Below are 16,902 nucleotides of genomic sequence, written 5' to 3'. Positions count from 1 at the left end.
AAAAATCTTATGTTGCGATCCAGTTATATTGACGCCTTATCATCGCTTTCTTCGCAGTTCCGCCAAAGCAACGATCCAATACCTGGATCTGATAGCAGGAAAGAGCCTGTTAAAAGGAAGATATCAGAAAAGCTATCTGTAGTTATCAAGCAGGAACCCGATGTACTTCCACCCCCACTGAAGGCTAGAAAGATAGAGGACTCTAGAGTCAGCTGTAAACGACCTGTTTCTGAAGCGAAAGTGACTGATGAAGTGGATAAAAAGCCTGTTGATCTTCCAGATCCTCATCCAGTTAGCAGTGTTCAGTCTCTAAAAAGAAAACCCCAGTCTGATTTAACCATTGTTTTGTCGAAGGGAAATAACCCTCCCCCATTGGTTCTTGCCAGAATAATAGGGAGTGATGAAGGCATGTTACGCAGCCCAAAACTGGGAAGGGCTGAAGCAGCAAGGCAGAGTAAGTTTCACTGTCAGGTGTTGGGGCAGGGGGTTTACACCGCACAGAGTACCAGACCCGGAGCCGGAGCCGGCTTATATGCAGGGATGGATTTTGCTCGCCATGTTTTAATCACCGAGTGTGTAGGAGAGATTGTGGAAGTTCATGCTGGTAGCAAAGGCTCCAGTTTGACATGGGAAAAAATTGGTTCCAGTTATGACTCATGGAGCCATCTGGTGGAAATATCAGATCACAAAATTCTGCAGTGTATCAAAGAGGCGGTTCCTGGCCTGGGTGGTGGTAGTTTTGCTAATGACAGTTTTCCCGATAAACCCAATGCTGAGTTCGTTCGAATCAAGGATGAAGAGCGAGGCGAGTATCGGGTTTTTATTAAATCACTGTGCTTTATCCCTGCCGGAGCGGAAATAACGGTCAGTTATGGTGAGGGGTTCTGGCTTTCTTTTAAGGAGATGTATCCTGATCGGTATGAACATATTTTTGGTGAAAAACTCTTTGACATTGATGGTTGGAATGAATGCTGGCAGAACGCTTTTCAACCAGGAAAGAAGCCAGGAACGGTTGTTTTCCGCAAGCAGGGACTTGTCGATTTATTGAACCGGAAGAAAGAGGTTCCTCAGTGGGAAGAGCTCAATGATTGCCATAAGAAATGGAATAAAGATCTAGTTATTTATGCACTTTATAAATATTGGAAAGTTGGACCGGAGAAGCTTACGCCGAGCGTGCTCAGTTTGCTGAAACCGGACTCTGACCATTATTTTACAGCGATGGGCAAATACACTGCCTGCCAGACAAGAAAAGCGAAAGACATTATTTCCGACTGGGGAAGGCCAAAGGGTAATCATCATCATGCTCCATTGATGATTCCGACTAATGGCGTTTTTCGAACCAAAATTACCACGTGGGGGTCTGAGCACATCAATGTCTTTTATCGTTTTTTTAAGCCGCAACGATATGTAGAGCAGGTTGACGCTAAAAAAAGTTCAGATGCTTTGATGCATGTACTCAAGATACTAAACCCCCAACATCCGCTCTATGAGCAGTTAATAACTGAGTATATTTTCAGGTACCTGAAAACGGGTATTGGTCAGACGGTTAATTTTAATTCTGACCAAACAAAGAAGGGACTGAAATCTTTAAACACACTGTTGTTGTCATCGGCACCACCGGTGCCTGAGACAGTGTGTGGAGAGCCTCTTGGGTCCAGTAATAAATGGTCTACACCGAGTGTAAGAGAGTTATTAAGACGAAAGGGGGTTCAAATTATTGAGGCAAAGGGGGTTCAGTATATGAGTCCGTTCAAACAGCTGGACATGCTGTTTGACCTGAATGAAGAACATGAAGAGCAATATATGGAGGGCTTATTAAGCCTATGTCGAGAACGGCGTTGTCAGTTTGGCACAATCGCGAGGGATGCTAAGGGGTCGAGAAGTGGCTATGGTATTCGGTTCAGAGCAATCCATGGCGTAAAGTATGATCCGAAGTATGCGGATAAACATGCCCTGTTTTTCCAGTATATTCACCATGCGGGCATAGATTGTCAGGAGGTATATCAGCAGGCAACCAGTGAAACATTGTATAAATGTATCCGGATGATTGGACCCAGGTATAAGGGAGCTGTTTCTCAAAGAGAGCTATTGGCAATAGCACTAAGCAGGTTTGGCCCTAGAAATGAAGAGAATAGAAAGGTCCTTGAAGTAGCGATAAAGAAAATTCGTGATAGCTTGCATGACGACTTACGCTCAATGAAAAACAGTGACCTATGTTCAACGCTTCAGCCGTTGGGACGTAAGTTGTGTTTGAAATATGAGCAATTGCCAGAGGTGGCGGCTTTGCGTGATTCTTAAAGCCTGGCTGGAGGTATTGACCTCTCTGCGTGAGTCTGCAGAAATGGTATTACTCCATATACTCAAGAAAACCGCTCACCACTATAGTGGTCTCTATACGTTTAATTTCAGGAAGTGCCGAGTTGTCTGCTGTTGCCGTTCTTCCCAGAATGCTGGGAACCCTGTTTTATTATTCTCCAACCTCCGAAGAAGCCGTTGGTGTTATTTCCGAACTGGCTGAACTGCCTGCTCTGCTGGACTGGCAGAACTCCTCGCTGATTGAGGACGCGACAGCGCGTCTGTGCTCTGTGGATATAGCAGAATTGCCTTACCAGTTTTCCCTGCTGTTTGAAGGGCAGGGCGCCATGCCTGCGCCACCCTGGGGATCGGTTTATCTGGACAGGGAAAACCTGCTGCTGGGTGAAACGGCACAGGCTTATCGCCAGTTTCTGCGGACAAACGAGGTGGAACTGGATACGGATTTGAATGAGCCGGAAGACCAGTTTGGCCTGATGATTCTGGCCATGGCTTACTTTATGGAAACGGAGAATGACGATGCCGTGGTAGAGCTGCTCGGTACTCATCTGCTTCCATGGTCCGGCCGTTATCTGGAATTGCTGGCAGAAGCCGATGAGAGCGGCTTCTACAGCGCTCTGGCGGAAGTAGCTGATGAATTCCTGAAGGAAGTCTCTGAAGCGTACGAAGTGACGGCCGATACTCGCCAGCTGTATCGATAATCTCTGTACACTGTTGGCCGGTAAATGCCGGGTCGGAGAAAACTATAAAAAAAACAGGTTGCCTGTCCGATACATTTGAGAATGCCCTTGGGGTTGTTGATGTTTCATTCCGCTGATCTCGTAATGGAATGCCAACAGCCCCTTAACTTCGATAATGACTAACCAGATGACTACCCGCTGTATAAGAAAATGATCTTGTATTGTGGGCCTTCCTCAGCTTCAAGGGCATATATTCAGGGATAATTATGCCACTAAAACGGACAAGTGGGACAAGTTCAAAGCCTATTGCTGCCTCGGAGCCCGCTGATCACTCTGACAAAAAAGAGTCTTTGCCTTTTGCCTCAGGGGTGTTCAGGCATTGGCAGATACTGGGGAAAAAAATTGAAAAAAAGCTGAAGAAAGTAGGGGCGATGCTTGAGTTGCCAACCACTCGGGAGAACATTAAAAGTGTTCCTGAGGCTGGTGAGAGCCACTCAATGGTTATTTCAAAAATCCATGACCTTAATAAAGGGAAAATAAGTTATGAAGATTTTGTTACCTGTCTGAAAAAAGATCTGGCTGGGGTTATCCAGGAGCTTGAACTCTATAACCACCTGTTTGGGTTGCAGGAAACACTAACGCTATTACTTTCTGAGAAGGATAAGAATCGGCATAAAAAAATCATGGGCTCAATACCGCCACTGATTGAAAAAATTGCTAAATATCAAGGAGATCTCATTAGCCCTGAGACCCGGTATCTGATTGAGCAGTTCGACGGCAATGAGACTGATGCGATTAACGTCGTTTCAGACTCTCTGAAAGGTGAGATTGAACATCTCGGTTCGAGAATAGCAAAAGGTGGAAGAGTACCTGTTGTAAATAAGGAACTCACACGTGATTTGCAGCTTGATTACTTTTACTCAAACTGTTGTTTTTCCGCTGACGATATTCAATTACTCAAGCTGCTAAAATCCATGGATAACGTTATCTTTCACCTGAAAGGCGTTATCGTCCGAGCATTTGTTAAAGATAGCCTTAAGTACAAATCGCCCGTAAATGACCTTGTTCTATTAAATGAGGCAGCAGTCAGAGAAGCAGAGGAGGCCAGAATACAGTGGGTTCTGGATCAAGATAGTTCTGAAATAAAGCACACCTGGAAGATTCTTGGTCGACCTCAATCCCTTCGGCAGGATCTGGAATACCTGATCAGTCTGCCTGCCCCACTATCAGGAAGTGAAAAACAATGGGCAAGAATAGCCCGTGATGTTGAGGCTTTTCTTCAGGATGAAGAAAGAAAAAGGCATATGGTGGAAACCAGTGTTTTTGTGATGAAGGTTCATAAACGGTTGAAAGCGTTAAGCTTGCCAGAAGGGCATAAGCTAACGTCGTGGCCATCGCTTTATACGGATTATATTCCACAAGGACATTCTGTCAGACCGAAGACATAAGTCGCGGGACAGATGAAAGCCTATACTTCTCACTTTCTGTTCAGGTTCTCGGATAACTGGATTTGGCAATCCGTTTTGTTCAGGACAGCGTCTACACACCGTCCTGCTCATAGCTCTTTGAGACCGGTAAACCCCGTCGACAATGACATAACAGCGAGTTCACTTTTATGCTTTTTGCTTCATCACCTGGAGGAGTGTTTGAACGGGGTGAGGAATCTTGCCATCCCCATAACGCTTCACCTGGCTGCGGCAGGAATAACCGGTAGCCACTAGCCTGCCGCTGTTTTCCGGGTTCTGCACAACGTCCTTCCAGCTCATGTCGTAGAGCTTTCTTGAGGTTTCCTGATTTCGGGTTTCATGGCCATAGATGCCCGCCATCCCGCAACAGCCGGTAGCTTTATACGTAAGCTTCAGACCCAGGTCTTGGTATAACTGTTGCCACTGAGCAGGGGCTGCAGGTACATTAGAGGTTTCTGTACAGTGCCCCAGCAGAACAAACTCTTCTTCGGCCGTGTCTGAAAGGTTCATTTGCAACTGACGTAACGTTTTTGACTGCTGAGCAAACCATTCAGAAAGCAGCAGGACTTCAGGAGAATCTTCCCCCATCACTTCTTTGTATTCATCCCGGTAGGTCAGAGTAACCGCAGCATCAATCCCCACCAGGCTGATGCCGCTGTCGGCCAGCTCTTTCAGCTCTTCGCCATTGGTTCTGGCGATTTTTTCAAACCGGCCCAGGAAACCATAGACATGAAGCACCTTACCATTGGGTTTATACGGCGCAATCAGTGGTCGGTAACCAAGACGGATCAGCAGCTCAACCAGATCGGTCAGCAACGGTGTTTCAAAGAAGCTGGTAAAGGCATCCTGAATAATGATGACGGTTTTATCCCGTTCACTGTCGGGGATGGCATCCAGCAACGTCCGGTTGGCGATGGCCGCACCTGCACGACAACAGTCGCTGGTTGGCGATGAGCTGGTAATCGCAGGGATATCCTGCAGACCAACGGTTTTGCCGGCAAGGGTATTGGCCACTGACCAGCCCATGACCAGATTGTAAGCCGGTTTGAACTTTGCCAGTACGGGCAGCATGGGTTCCAGCAGACCAGCCACATGGTGTTTGACCGGTCTTGGGTAGCGGCCGTGGTAGAGTTCAAAGTAACGGGAACGCAGGTCGGGAACATTCACCTGAATAGGACACTGCCCTGCACAGGATTTGCAGCTCATGCAGTTATCGAGGGCACCATACACCTGGTGGCTGAAGTCTTCTTCACCCCGCCATTTGTTCACCAGGTTAATCAGTTTCTGGCCACCGTTATAGAGTGGACCCGCCTGACGAATCTTATGGCTTTCACCAGCAATATCAGCACCAGCGGCGGTTTGTAATCGCAGCCATTCCCGCACCAGACCAGAGCGGCCTTTTGGGGACTGAATCCGATCATAAGTCGCCTTCCAGGTAGGACACATGGCACTGTTGGGGTTGTAGTTGAAGCAGGCACCGTTGCCGTTGCAGTAAAGGCTGCTGGTGAATGCTTCAAAGGCATTTCGTTCAATCTCCCGGTCCTGCTGGCCACGGGTTGGCACTTCATCAATTTTCAGCAGCTGAACGGGTTCTGGCAGGGTCGCGGGTGTGGCAATCTTGCCGGGGTTTAACTGGTTGTAAGGGTCAAATACGCCTTTGATTTCCTGCAGCACCGGATAGAGGTCGGCAAAGAAGTCCGGGGCGTACTCCGAACGGACACCTTTGCCGTGTTCGCCCCAGAGCACACCACCATGGTTTCTGGCCAGCGCGGCAACGTCATCACTGATTAAACGAACCAGTTTCTCCTGTTCCGGGTCTTTCATATCGATGGCCGGGCGGACATGGAGTACGCCAGCATCCACATGACCAAACATGCCATAGGTAAGGTGGTGACTGTCCAGCAGTGCCCGAAACGCTTTAATAAACTCGGCGAGATTTTCTGGAGGAACGGCAACGTCCTCGACAAAAGGTATGGGGCGAGCGTCGCCTTTCATATTACCCAGCAGCCCAACGGCCTGCTTACGCATATTCCAGATCTTTTTAACATTGCCGGTACCCATCACCACGCTGTGACCGGCACGCCAGATACTGACCGGCTTTTCCAGCTCTGTTTTCAGACGATCGATACCCTGTTGGATCTCAGCTTCATCGTCGCCGGTAAATTCAACAAAGTTAATGCCGTCAATGTCATCACTCTGCTTGGGGAAGAAGTCTTTGACGCTTTCCCAGACGCTATCGGACTTGGCCAGCCCAAGCACACGGGAGTCGATGGTCTCAATGGAACCGGGCTCGGCAGCCATCAATGCCTGGGCATCCTGCAGTGAGTCCTGAAAACTTTTGTAGAAAACCAGCACCAGAGCCGACTGCTTCGGAATAGGCAGCAGGTTAACTTTAATTTCACTGATGATGGCGAGCGTGCCTTCTGAGCCACAGAGAATGGCATTCAGGTCGTGTTGATGGTCTTTATTAACAATATTGGCCAGATCGTAGCCGGTCAGGTTTCTGTTCAGGTGCGGGAATACTTCTGACACCCGTTGATGATGCTCGCAATGCGTCTTTTTCAGGGTGTTATAAATTTCACCAATGCGATCCTGCCGCTGACACAGTTGCTCAAGTTGATCGTTATCAACAGGTGAGGAGTTCCACACTGTGCCATCAGCCAGTACGGAAGTCAGCTCAAGCACATGGTGGCGGGTTTTACCATACACCACAGAGCCCTGACCGCTGGCGTCAGTATTGACCATACCGCCAACCGTTGCCCGGTTGCTGGTGGAGAGCTCCGGGGCAAAAAAGAGGCCTTCTTTAGCTGCCAGCTCGTTGAGGTAGTCTTTTATCGCTCCCGACTGAACCCTGGCCCAGCGCTCTCTGGTGTTGATTTCCAGCACCCGGTTCATGTAGCGGCTGGTGTCCACCATAAAGCCTGACGTAAGCGACTGGCCATTGGTGCCGGTACCGCCACCACGGGGAGAAACAACAATCTGGTGGAAATCAGGCTTATGAGCAAGTGTGAGAATTTTGCTGATGTCTTCCGTTGAGCGAGGGTAGAGTACACCCTCGGGAAGTACTTGATAGATCGAGTTGTCCGTTGCCAGAACGGTCCGGTCGGCATAACCCAGCTCAATATCCCCGCTAAAGCCTGCAGAGGCCAGTTCACGGGCAAAGTGGCCATATAAGGTATTTGTTGTTTTCTGATCCAGCCTGCTGATCACAGCTTTACTCCCCATCAATCCCATGGGGTATTGTACGTAAAGCAATTAAGTGAAACCATTATTGAATGGCTTCCGGGAATACCTTTACAACATTTATCACTGCCCTCATGTAGATCAGTTTTGTGGATCCAAGGGTCAGTTTTCCCAACGTCCATTACAAAAAGGGCATGTGTAGTTTGGATGCTTTGTTCTGAACCACTGTTTTAAACAATGTGGATGCATAATGCCGGGGTGATCACCATGACGACAGTTCACGTTATAAACCGGGGCAGTATTTCCAGAACAGATTATGCATACTGAATCATCATTTTCTTCTAGTGTGGTTGGTCGTAAAGCGTCATCCAGCACCCGTTCCAAGTGAGTTTTCCGTAATGGTGCAAGTAGCCCTCCAAGTTTTTTTCCAGCAACGGTTCCTGCTTGGTGTGCAGCTTCATCGACCATCATGAAGAGTATGTCGCCCACCCACTTCGGAATCCAGTATTGAACATGCTGTGAGTATTCACCATAGTGGGTGGTATCAAGATGCAAGCCTGACCATACAGATCCGCGGTACTCGCCACTGTGCCAGTGAATCGAAACAGAGTCTTCTTCGGATGTAGAGAAAACAAACTGGGCTGCTCCATCATCATCTCGTAGAGTCTGTGTTGGATAGCCAAACTCTGAGCTTGCTGATAACCCCTGATCATAGGTTAAGTATGAACTGGTCTGCTCGTCATGGTGCTGTTTGAAAAACTGAAGGGCATCACTAATCACCTGAATTACATCAGGTGCCAACACGCTGCGTGCATTGGGCAGATGGTTAATTTCTTGCTTCTTATACATCGCATGCAGAATCAACTCATTAATACTTTCGCCTCGTAATGGGATGTCTACTATCGATGGGCTGTCCATATCAGGCAGGGTGAATTTCATAATGAGACTGCCTGTTTTATGACTGACTTGTTCTTCTGAAGGCCGTTGAGTATGAATATGCTGAACTGGTTGTATAGAAATAGAGTCAATGCCAAGTTCATCCATTACTAATGCGAGCTCTTGATAACTTCCATTACCAGAAGGTTGGCCAAGATGGAGCCTGACAATGTCATACTTAGATGAATCATGTGTTGATTTTGGGTAGGAAATTTTAATAGAAAATAATCTGGCAATATCTCCGTATAATGAAACTGGGATGAATTGAGTGGCTGTTTCGCTTAAATCGTCTACAACTTCTCCCTTGATTAAACCCATCATTTCAATAAAGACTCTGGATAAAGAGAGAAGTACTATACGCAAGATGGGTGAGTTTCGGAATGCTATATGTTCTGGTATAAACGGTAGCATTGTGAACGGCTCAATAATTCCATAGCCAATGGAAAACAAAAAGCTGTATATGTAATCTCCGCTGCTGCCCTCAAGGAGAGCATTGAAGTAACTGTTTTCAATAAAAATCCAAGTTGAATAAATACTTAAAATTGCAGCTGCAGTGTTTAACCTATATGGTATTTTATGGCCATAAGCCACAAGAGCTTGAAGTGTAGCTATAAATAATCCTTTCTTAAGAAAATCATCGATTATCAATTGTTGGTGATAAGTTGTAATTCTGTCCAGATAGAAAATGCTGTTTCCTAGCTTAATTGCCGTGCCAAAAGGGGTAACTGATAAGCTGAAAGTTCCTTCTTTAGTTTGCGAGGTGTGTCGTTTTTCCTGAGCGTAGGCGTTTATTTCTGGTTGTTGAGTATCATAATTACTATTGATTGGAAGAGGTGATGCTTCTGTCGACAGAGTGAAGGCAAAGAATATAAATACTAAAGCGAATCTTTTTATATAGTTTCCAGTGTTTTTTTTGATTGTCAGTTTTGTATTGATCATGGTTGTGTTTGTTTGAATTGGCTCTCGTTGGATTGATGAATGTTTTGCTCGGATTTTCTGGTTTTTATCGATTAAAGTTTCTTGTGTATGTATATCGTTGAAATAAAATTTAATTAATATGAATGTGATTTTCTTTGAAAGAGAAGCGATTTAATCATGTCGAGCTAATTTAGTTTTGATGCTGGTGTTCTTATCTACAGTAATATCTGGGGAATAATGTTCTATAAAAGGGTTCGTGTTAATAACAAAAGAGTTCGTGTTAATAACATATTAAAGGCGCTTGTCAGTTTAGACTTATGTTTGCAATTTATCAAAAAGTTAATGCTTGCTGGTGTTGATAGTTGTGAGTGCCAGTTTAAAAGTATTATGAACATTCAATTACTCAGGGTCTTGGAATTAGATTGTGTTTATAAAAGAGTCTCTGGTTTTTATTATGCTGTTGATTTTTATGAAAATTGGCTTGATTTACGATAGCCCAAGAGGTCTATTTTCTCTCAGGCTTCGAACATTCTAACTCATGGCTTCGCCAATGCTACCTCAAGGAGATGCCTATCGGCTTCAGAGAACGGTAATGTTAATGCCTCCTGATGCGCCCTTTCTGACATTTTATTCCAGGTTTTCTGCACAATGGAAATTACCTTGCCCCTGGGGTGTTTTTCAGCAAAGGCAGAAAAATCACGGGTCAGAAAGACCAGGCAGGCACAGTCTTCCAGAGCCTGGGTATCGGCATTACGTTTTATGCCCTGCTTGCGGATGATTGCTGATGCCTGTGCACAGCTTTCTTCTGAATAACCGTGCCTGGCCATGATTTCACAGGCTTTTCGTGCGTGCAGTTTGCCCAGCTCGGTGCGCCACTTCAGGTAGCCGGTACGTCCTTCAGGGTATTCAGAACGGGAGATTTCCCAGCGGCAGAGATGCTGACTGCGAACGGCGATCTGCAGCTCTTCAGAAGCATCCGGAGCCAGCTGCTGTAGCCAGTACGTCATTTGCAGGGCATAGCTCAGCTCAGCCGGGGTGCCATCAACAATCTTTGGATCCATCCCATGAAGCTGGTCAATAGCGGCCAAGGTTTCTGCAAGCCTGGTCATAAACTGCGGTCCTGTTTTTTATGAGAATGGTTATGAAAATCGTTATGCCGCACTTTTTACTTGATTTGCCTGAGGATTTCGACTGGTATTTGTGATTCCACAGGTTGTTTTTCGGGTTGATTAGCTGGAGAGACGGGTAAGAAGAATGAGTAAAGAAAAGCCCCCCAAGGTTGCCATGGTGGTTGGTGCAACCGGAGCCACCGGGCAGGTGTTGATGGCATCTCTGCTGGCGAGTGATCACTATTCTGAGGTTATTGTTCTCCACTATCGAACCACTCCCTGGAGAGATCATCCCAAGATCAGGGAGATTGTGCTGAGTCTGGATCAGTTACAGGACCTGGAGCCAGGTTTAACCGTCGATGTCCTGTTCTGTTGCCTTGGCACTACGATTAAAAAAGCGGGCTCAAAGCCAGCCTTTGCAAAAGTCGACCGTGATTATGTTCTGGCGCTTGGGCAGTGGGCAGTCAGTCATGGACAGCCATCGTTTCATCTGATCAGTGCCCATGGCGCCGATAAGAGGTCGCTGGCCTTTTATATGAAGGTGAAAGGTGAGGCGGAGAGTGGGCTGAAAAGAATGGGGCTTCGTTCTCTGTCCATTTACCAGCCTTCGTTGTTGCATGGGGAACGCAATGAGTTCCGGTTAATGGAATCTGTCGGTTTTTATGTGATGTCTTTGTTAGGCAGCCTGCCGGTTTCTGGTTTAAAAGCACTTCGTCCCACCCGGATAGACGCTCTGGCGAAGTTGATGTACCAACAGTCGTTACTGGATGTGTCCGGCTTGCAGGTATTCCGCCCTTCAGATATTGCTGCCTGTGAATAGAGAGGCTCCGTTGCAAGCGCCCGTTGTATTACCTGAAGACTATTACCTGACCAATTTTCAGAAGCTGCTTGGTTTTGTTGAGAAGCGATATGTTGACCTGTTGAATGACAGCGAAACTGATTTTTTAAACACGTTCCAGCTGTTGGAGGAGGATGCGCAGAAGCTCTATGTGCGACTGGCGAGTCGGAAAGGCCCGATATTTCGAACGGATAAACTGAATTATCCGGAAATTACATCCATTGAACTCGCCGTTAATGAGCTGGTTGGTGCTGATCTTATACAGGCTAACCCACCACTGGATATTGTCGGTCTGTCAGACCTGATGACCAAAAGTGAGTTGTTACTCTGTTTTCCTGATCAGCTTGGGACTTACCGAAATGAACGTAAGCAGGCTCTGGTAAACCGACTGGTTGATAGTGGTCAAGCCTGCCCTGATCTTCCATTTACCACACTTCAACCTCTGTATATGGAAGAACTGAGAACCTTATTGTTCCTGTTCTTTGGTAACCTCAGTCAGGACCTGACGGAGTTTGTGCTTCAGGATTTGGGGGTGACTCGCTTCGAAAATTACCCGCTGACATCCCGTCTGTTCAATAGTCGGGAGGAGCTGGAACTGGGGTTTAGCTTGTCAATGCTCTGGCAGGAGGTTGCCTATGAAAGTAAGAAGCTTGACCTTGATTCATTGCAGGTTCTGTTTACAAAATTACCGCCATCGTCTGACTTCACTCATCCGACACTGAAGCGTCGTCATGCTCGGCTGGTAAATGCCATTGCCCGTGACATGGAAAGGCAGGGGGCATTGAGGGAGGCGGTAGTGAGTTTTCAGCAGTCCTATTTGCCACCGTCCCGGGAACGGCGGACTCGCATTATGGCCAAACTCAATGATACTGCTGGCGCTCTGGCTCTTTGTGAAGAGATAGAGGCTTCACCGGCCAGCAGCCTGGAGCTGGCTTTTGCCCATCGTTTTTCCAAAACCCTGAAAGGGGAAAAGCGTAAGCGGCAAATCTCTCGGTTGAATGAACGGACTCTTGAGTTTAACGACAATGGTCAGCGGGTTGAGTTTCAAGTTCAGGAGCATTTCAGAAACCAGGGGAGGCAGGTGTTTTATGTTGAAAATGCCCTGATAAACGGACTCGCTGGCCTGTGGTTCTGGGATATAGTTTTCGCCGATAGGGATGGGGCCTTTTTTCACCCGTTTCAAAGTGGGCCTGCAGATCTGATGACCCCTGATTTTTATCAGAACTGTAAGGATTCGATTCATCACAGACTGTCAGAGATGTCTGAAAGCCATCTTCTGGATACTCTGCTGATAACCTATAACGAGAAGCACGGAATCAATAACCGACTGGTTATCTGGCCTGCACTCAGTCCGGAGCTGATTACACTTGCCGTATCGTTGATACCGGTAGAGCAACTGCGTGCCATGTTTCAACGACTGATGTTTGATATTGCCCATAACCGAACCGGGTTTCCGGACCTGATCCTGTTTGATGTGGAAAATAAAAAGTACCAATGGGTGGAAGTGAAGGGCCCTGGAGATCGGTTGCAGGATAACCAGAAACTCTGGCTGGCGTTTTTCCAGGAGAATGATATTCCGGCTGAAGTTGTTTATGTCAGTTGGTCATAGCAGTACTGGTTGTTTTTTCTTCGAAATGTTTCTCTTCTTGACTCTGTTACTGATACCGCTAGGGTGAAGGGTTAGCTATATCTAATAGCTCTCAAAATACAGAGGTAAATATGGGCACAGCACCCGATAATAATAATAAAATCTTGCTGCAAAATGGCCTGCTGATCGATGGCACTGGTACCCCGGGCAGAAAAGCGAATGTATTGATGGAGCAAGGACGACTTCGGGTTATGAACCCCACAGAAAAAGTCGCTGATGCCACCACCATTGATTGTACCGGTAAGGTGATCGCTCCCGGCTTTATTGATGTCCATAGCCATATGGATTACTTCGCCATTGAACATGCACCGGAACACTTTGATCCATTTATAGCTCAGGGCATCACAACGATGGTGGTGGGTAACTGTGGCTTCAGTCCATTTGGGTTTAAGTGCAATACCCCTCATCAGCACCTGATTGAAAACTCGCTGTTTAAAGAAGGCCATGGAGAGATAATCTGGCACAGCTTTCAGGGTTATCAACAGCGTATTCAGGGGCATGGCTGTGGTCCTAACCTGGTCAGTCTGGTTGGTCATGGCGTTTGTAGAACTTCACTCAATGGTTTCAGTGCAGACCCTCTGTCTTCCAGCCAGTCGCATGAAATGCTGATGATGCTGGATGAAGCCCTGTCCCAGGGCGCTGCAGGGATATCCCTGGGTCTGCAATATAAACCAGGTGTTTTTGCCAGTAAGGAAGAGTTACGGGCCGTTGCCCAGCTGGTAAAAAAACACGACAAAGTACTGACTGTGCACGCCAAGGCTTATTCCAGCCTCTCTGGTACTTACCCAATGAACCCGTTTGGCAAGGCTCATAACCTGCGAGCCATTGATGAGATGCTGGATCTGGCTAGGGAAACTGGCGTTCGGCTGCAGTTTTCTCATCTGATCTTTGTGGGGGAAGCGACCTGGAATACGCTGGATGAAGCCATTGCGAAGTTCGACAAAGCCATTGCTGATGGAGTCGATGTGAAGTTTGATATGTTTCCCTATCCTTTTGGCGCCACACTGCTCAACACACTCTTGCCGGAGTGGGTGATGGCCGGTATGCCCGGGATTTTGAAAAAGCCCCTGCCCATGTTGCGCCTGAGGCTGGAAGCCTGGCTGGCATTTCGATCATTGGGGCTTGGTTATGACTGTATACAGATCAGTGATGCCAGTTGCCCTGCTTATGAAAAGTACAATGGCCTGTTTATTACCGAGATTGCCAGCAGGGTAGGGAAGTCACCCTTTGAGGTGATGGTGGATATTCTTGATCAGTCCAATGCGGAAGCCCGGATGATTATGCATAAATATTACGGCCCGCAGATTGTGGAAAAGCTGATGACTCATCCAGCAGCCATGTTTATGACGGATTCCTGGCCTGAGCCATCCGGAGTTGAAAACGCCGCTACCTTTGGTGCTTTTCCCCGCTTTCTGCAGATTGCACGGGAGACGGGCAACGTATCGCTGGAAACACTGATTCATCGCATGACGGCACAGGCGGCTGAACGTTTTGGGATCGCTGAGCGCGGTTGTATCCGTGATGGTTTTGTTGCCGATGTGGTAGTGCTGGACTGGCAGCAGGTGCGGGATAATACAACACATGACTTATGTAATGCTCCGCCCAGTGGTATTGAACATGTCTTTATCAACGGTGTGCCTGCCAGGTTAGATGGGAAGAAATATACTTCGGTTTCTACCGGGGAATGTCTGGCGATGACTGCTTAACTTATTGGAGGGGGGCGCGATAGTAGGCTCCGCCAGCTATTGAATTACTCTTCTTCTTTGATGGTCACTTCATGGTTTCCATTCAATAGAGGAGTCGGGTTAGCAGGTAAAGTTCATTGAGAGGAGATAAAGTAAAGGAGTGACTACCCGGAAAGGGCAGTCACTGATTAACTGCATTACGCATCAATACGCTTGTACTTGATACGGTGCGGGCCTGCCGCTTCTTCACCCAGACGGGCAACGCGGTCTGCTTCGTATTCGGTGTAGTTACCTTCAAAGAAGGTGACTTTGGAATCGCCTTCGTAGGCCAGAATGTGAGTGGCCACGCGGTCCAGGAACCAGCGGTCGTGGGAGATCACCATGGCACAGCCAGGGAAGGCCAGCAGAGCTTCTTCCAGAGCACGCAGGGTTTCTACATCGAGGTCGTTGGACGGTTCGTCCAGCAGCAGTACGTTACCACCGTCTTTTAATGTGGCAGCCAGCTGGAGGCGGCCACGCTCACCACCGGAGAGTTCACCGACACGCTTCTGCTGATCACCACCTTTGAAGTTGAAGCGTCCAATGTATGCACGGGACGGTACTTCATAGTTGTTGATCTTCAACATATCCTGACCATCGGAAATCGCTTCCCAGACGGTTTTCTTGTCGTCCAGCTCATCACGCAGCTGTTGAACGTTGGAGATCTTGACGGTGTCTCCAAGTTCAACGGTTCCGGAATCCGGCTGTTCCTGACCGGTGATCATTTTGAACAGGGTGGACTTACCGGCACCGTTACCACCGATAATGCCGACGATGGCACCTTTTGGAATACTGAAGCTGAGATCATCGATCAACAGGCGGTCACCAAACCCTTTGGACAGGTTGTTGACTTCAATGACCTTGTCACCCAGACGTGGGCCGGGTGGAATGTAGATTTCATTGGTCTCGTTACGGGCCTGGAAGTCCTGGGACTGCATCTCTTCAAAGCGGGCCAGACGGGCTTTGGATTTGGACTGTCGACCTTTGGCATTTGATCGGGCCCACTCAAGCTCGTGCTCCATGGCCTTGCGGCGGGCATCCTGCTGTTTCTGTTCCTGCTCAAGGCGCTGTTCTTTCTGTTCCAGCCAGGAGCTGTAGTTGCCCTGGTAAGGAATGCCTTCACCACGGTCCAGTTCCAGAATCCAGCCAGCGGCATTGTCCAGGAAGTAACGGTCGTGAGTAATTGCTACGACCGTTCCGGGGTATTCAACGAGAAAGCGCTCCAGCCAGGCAACGGACTCGGCATCCAGGTGGTTGGTTGGTTCGTCAAGTAACAGCATTTCAGGGCTGGAGAGCAGCAGACGGCAGAGTGCAACACGGCGGCGCTCACCACCTGAGAGATTTTCAATTTTGGCGTCCCATTCTGGCAGACGTAGAGCATCGGCTGCGACTTCCAGCTTGCGCTCCAGGTTGTGGGCATCGGCAGCCTGAATGATGTTTTCCAGGCGGGCCTGCTCTGTGGCCAGGGCATCAAAGTCGGCATCTGGATCAGCGTATGCTGCATACACTTCGTCCAGACGCTGCTGGGCAGCCTTAACTTCACCCAGTGCTTCTTCAACTACTTCACGGACGGTTTTATTCGGGTCCAGCTCAGGCTCCTGAGGCAGGTAACCCACATTCAGGTTGGGTTGTGGACGGGCTTCACCGTCAAACTCCTGATCCACACCGGCCATAATGCGAAGGAGCGTAGATTTACCGGCTCCGTTCAGACCCAGAACACCAATTTTGGCACCCGGAAAAAAGGAGAGGGAAATGTTTTTTAAAATCTGGCGTTTCGGGGGAACGATTTTGCTCACCCGGTTCATGGTATAGACGTACTGAGCCATGTCTCTGGGTCTCTGATTCTATAAAGGTTAATCGATGGAAGATACTGGATGCCCATAGCCTTGGCAATGGTTTCCGGGTAGCACTGCTACCAAGATAGCTGTTAATAGGCGGTTGGGTGCTGTCCAGTTCATGCGCACCTTTCTTTTGCATAGAAGGGCTGGCAGATAAGGCTTTGATTTCTAGAGTGTGATGCGTTGAAAAAGTTGATCTGAACAGTACATATAGTCGTAAAACATTTGGTGAGTATGCGTTGTATTGTG

At 47.8% G+C, this 16,902-nt stretch carries 10 protein-coding genes; 6 read left to right on the top strand and 4 right to left on the bottom strand.

Annotated elements, in window-relative coordinates; all coding sequences use genetic code 11:
- Nucleotides 1-9 precede the first annotated feature (9 nt).
- The 3 genes from ACOCLE_RS15515 (at nucleotide 10) to ACOCLE_RS15505 (ending at nucleotide 4,441) form a co-directional block, all read left to right on the top strand.
- Complete coding sequence (locus tag ACOCLE_RS15515; RefSeq protein ID WP_419533236.1) at nucleotides 10-2,298, top strand: SET domain-containing protein; 2,289 nt, start codon at nucleotides 10-12, stop codon at nucleotides 2,296-2,298.
- 122 nt (nucleotides 2,299-2,420) lie between these two features.
- Nucleotides 2,421-3,014 (top strand): Tat proofreading chaperone DmsD, encoded by a 594-nt coding sequence (gene dmsD, locus ACOCLE_RS15510; RefSeq protein WP_419533235.1) that lies wholly within the window; start codon nucleotides 2,421-2,423, stop codon nucleotides 3,012-3,014.
- Between the two features lie 476 nt (nucleotides 3,015-3,490).
- Nucleotides 3,491-4,441, top strand: a complete 951-nt coding sequence (locus ACOCLE_RS15505; RefSeq protein WP_419533234.1) for a hypothetical protein — start codon at nucleotides 3,491-3,493, stop codon at nucleotides 4,439-4,441.
- A gap of 165 nt (nucleotides 4,442-4,606) precedes the next feature.
- Here the strand turns inward: ACOCLE_RS15505 and ACOCLE_RS15500 are convergent, their stop codons facing one another.
- The 3 genes from ACOCLE_RS15500 to ACOCLE_RS15490 form a co-directional block, all read right to left on the bottom strand.
- The gene (locus tag ACOCLE_RS15500; protein ID WP_419533233.1) at nucleotides 4,607-7,669 is read right to left on the bottom strand and encodes an FAD-binding and (Fe-S)-binding domain-containing protein; all 3,063 of its coding nucleotides are present in this window, start codon (nucleotides 7,667-7,669) and stop codon (nucleotides 4,607-4,609) included.
- A gap of 135 nt (nucleotides 7,670-7,804) precedes the next feature.
- Nucleotides 7,805-9,517, bottom strand: coding sequence for an RING finger protein (locus tag ACOCLE_RS15495; RefSeq protein WP_419533232.1), 1,713 nt, complete (start codon nucleotides 9,515-9,517; stop codon nucleotides 7,805-7,807).
- A 515-nt stretch (nucleotides 9,518-10,032) separates the two neighbouring features.
- Nucleotides 10,033-10,605 (bottom strand): DUF4202 domain-containing protein, encoded by a 573-nt coding sequence (locus ACOCLE_RS15490; RefSeq protein ID WP_419533231.1) that lies wholly within the window; start codon nucleotides 10,603-10,605, stop codon nucleotides 10,033-10,035.
- 145 nt (nucleotides 10,606-10,750) lie between these two features.
- Between ACOCLE_RS15490 and ACOCLE_RS15485 the strand changes: the two genes are divergently transcribed.
- From ACOCLE_RS15485 to ACOCLE_RS15475, 3 genes are all read left to right on the top strand, one after another.
- Complete coding sequence (locus tag ACOCLE_RS15485) at nucleotides 10,751-11,425, top strand: hypothetical protein (RefSeq protein ID WP_419533230.1); 675 nt, start codon at nucleotides 10,751-10,753, stop codon at nucleotides 11,423-11,425.
- A 10-nt stretch (nucleotides 11,426-11,435) separates the two neighbouring features.
- Nucleotides 11,436-13,052, top strand: a complete 1,617-nt coding sequence (locus tag ACOCLE_RS15480; protein ID WP_419533229.1) for a VRR-NUC domain-containing protein — start codon at nucleotides 11,436-11,438, stop codon at nucleotides 13,050-13,052.
- A gap of 110 nt (nucleotides 13,053-13,162) precedes the next feature.
- A complete protein-coding gene (locus tag ACOCLE_RS15475) occupies nucleotides 13,163-14,797 on the top strand; it encodes an N-acyl-D-amino-acid deacylase family protein (protein WP_419533228.1) in 1,635 nt (544 codons plus the stop codon).
- Nucleotides 14,798-14,973: 176 nt separating this feature from the next.
- On the opposite strand, the gene ettA is transcribed toward ACOCLE_RS15475, so the two are convergent.
- Nucleotides 14,974-16,641 (bottom strand): energy-dependent translational throttle protein EttA, encoded by a 1,668-nt coding sequence (gene ettA, locus ACOCLE_RS15470; protein ID WP_419533227.1) that lies wholly within the window; start codon nucleotides 16,639-16,641, stop codon nucleotides 14,974-14,976.
- Nucleotides 16,642-16,902: the final 261 nt, after the last annotated feature.

The sequence above is a fragment of the Endozoicomonas sp. genome (genome assembly GCF_965196975.1).
In the GTDB taxonomy this organism is placed as follows: domain Bacteria; phylum Pseudomonadota; class Gammaproteobacteria; order Pseudomonadales; family Endozoicomonadaceae; genus Endozoicomonas.
The sequence above is the reverse complement of the archived record's forward strand: the minus strand, read 5'-3'. Positions and strand labels throughout refer to the sequence as shown.

Bases quoted from the DNA above. Each gene is read 5' to 3' on its own strand.
- ACOCLE_RS15495 (WP_419533232.1), bottom strand. From the start codon at position 9,517: ATGATCAATACAAAACTGACAATCAAAAAAAACACTGGAAACTATATA.
- ACOCLE_RS15505 (WP_419533234.1), top strand. From the start codon at position 3,491: ATGGTTATTTCAAAAATCCATGACCTTAATAAAGGGAAAATAAGTTAT.
- ACOCLE_RS15490 (WP_419533231.1), bottom strand. From the start codon at position 10,605: ATGACCAGGCTTGCAGAAACCTTGGCCGCTATTGACCAGCTTCATGGG.
- ACOCLE_RS15475 (WP_419533228.1), top strand. From the start codon at position 13,163: ATGGGCACAGCACCCGATAATAATAATAAAATCTTGCTGCAAAATGGC.
- ACOCLE_RS15515 (WP_419533236.1), top strand. From the start codon at position 10: ATGTTGCGATCCAGTTATATTGACGCCTTATCATCGCTTTCTTCGCAG.
- ACOCLE_RS15485 (WP_419533230.1), top strand. From the start codon at position 10,751: ATGAGTAAAGAAAAGCCCCCCAAGGTTGCCATGGTGGTTGGTGCAACC.
- ettA (WP_419533227.1), bottom strand. From the start codon at position 16,641: ATGGCTCAGTACGTCTATACCATGAACCGGGTGAGCAAAATCGTTCCC.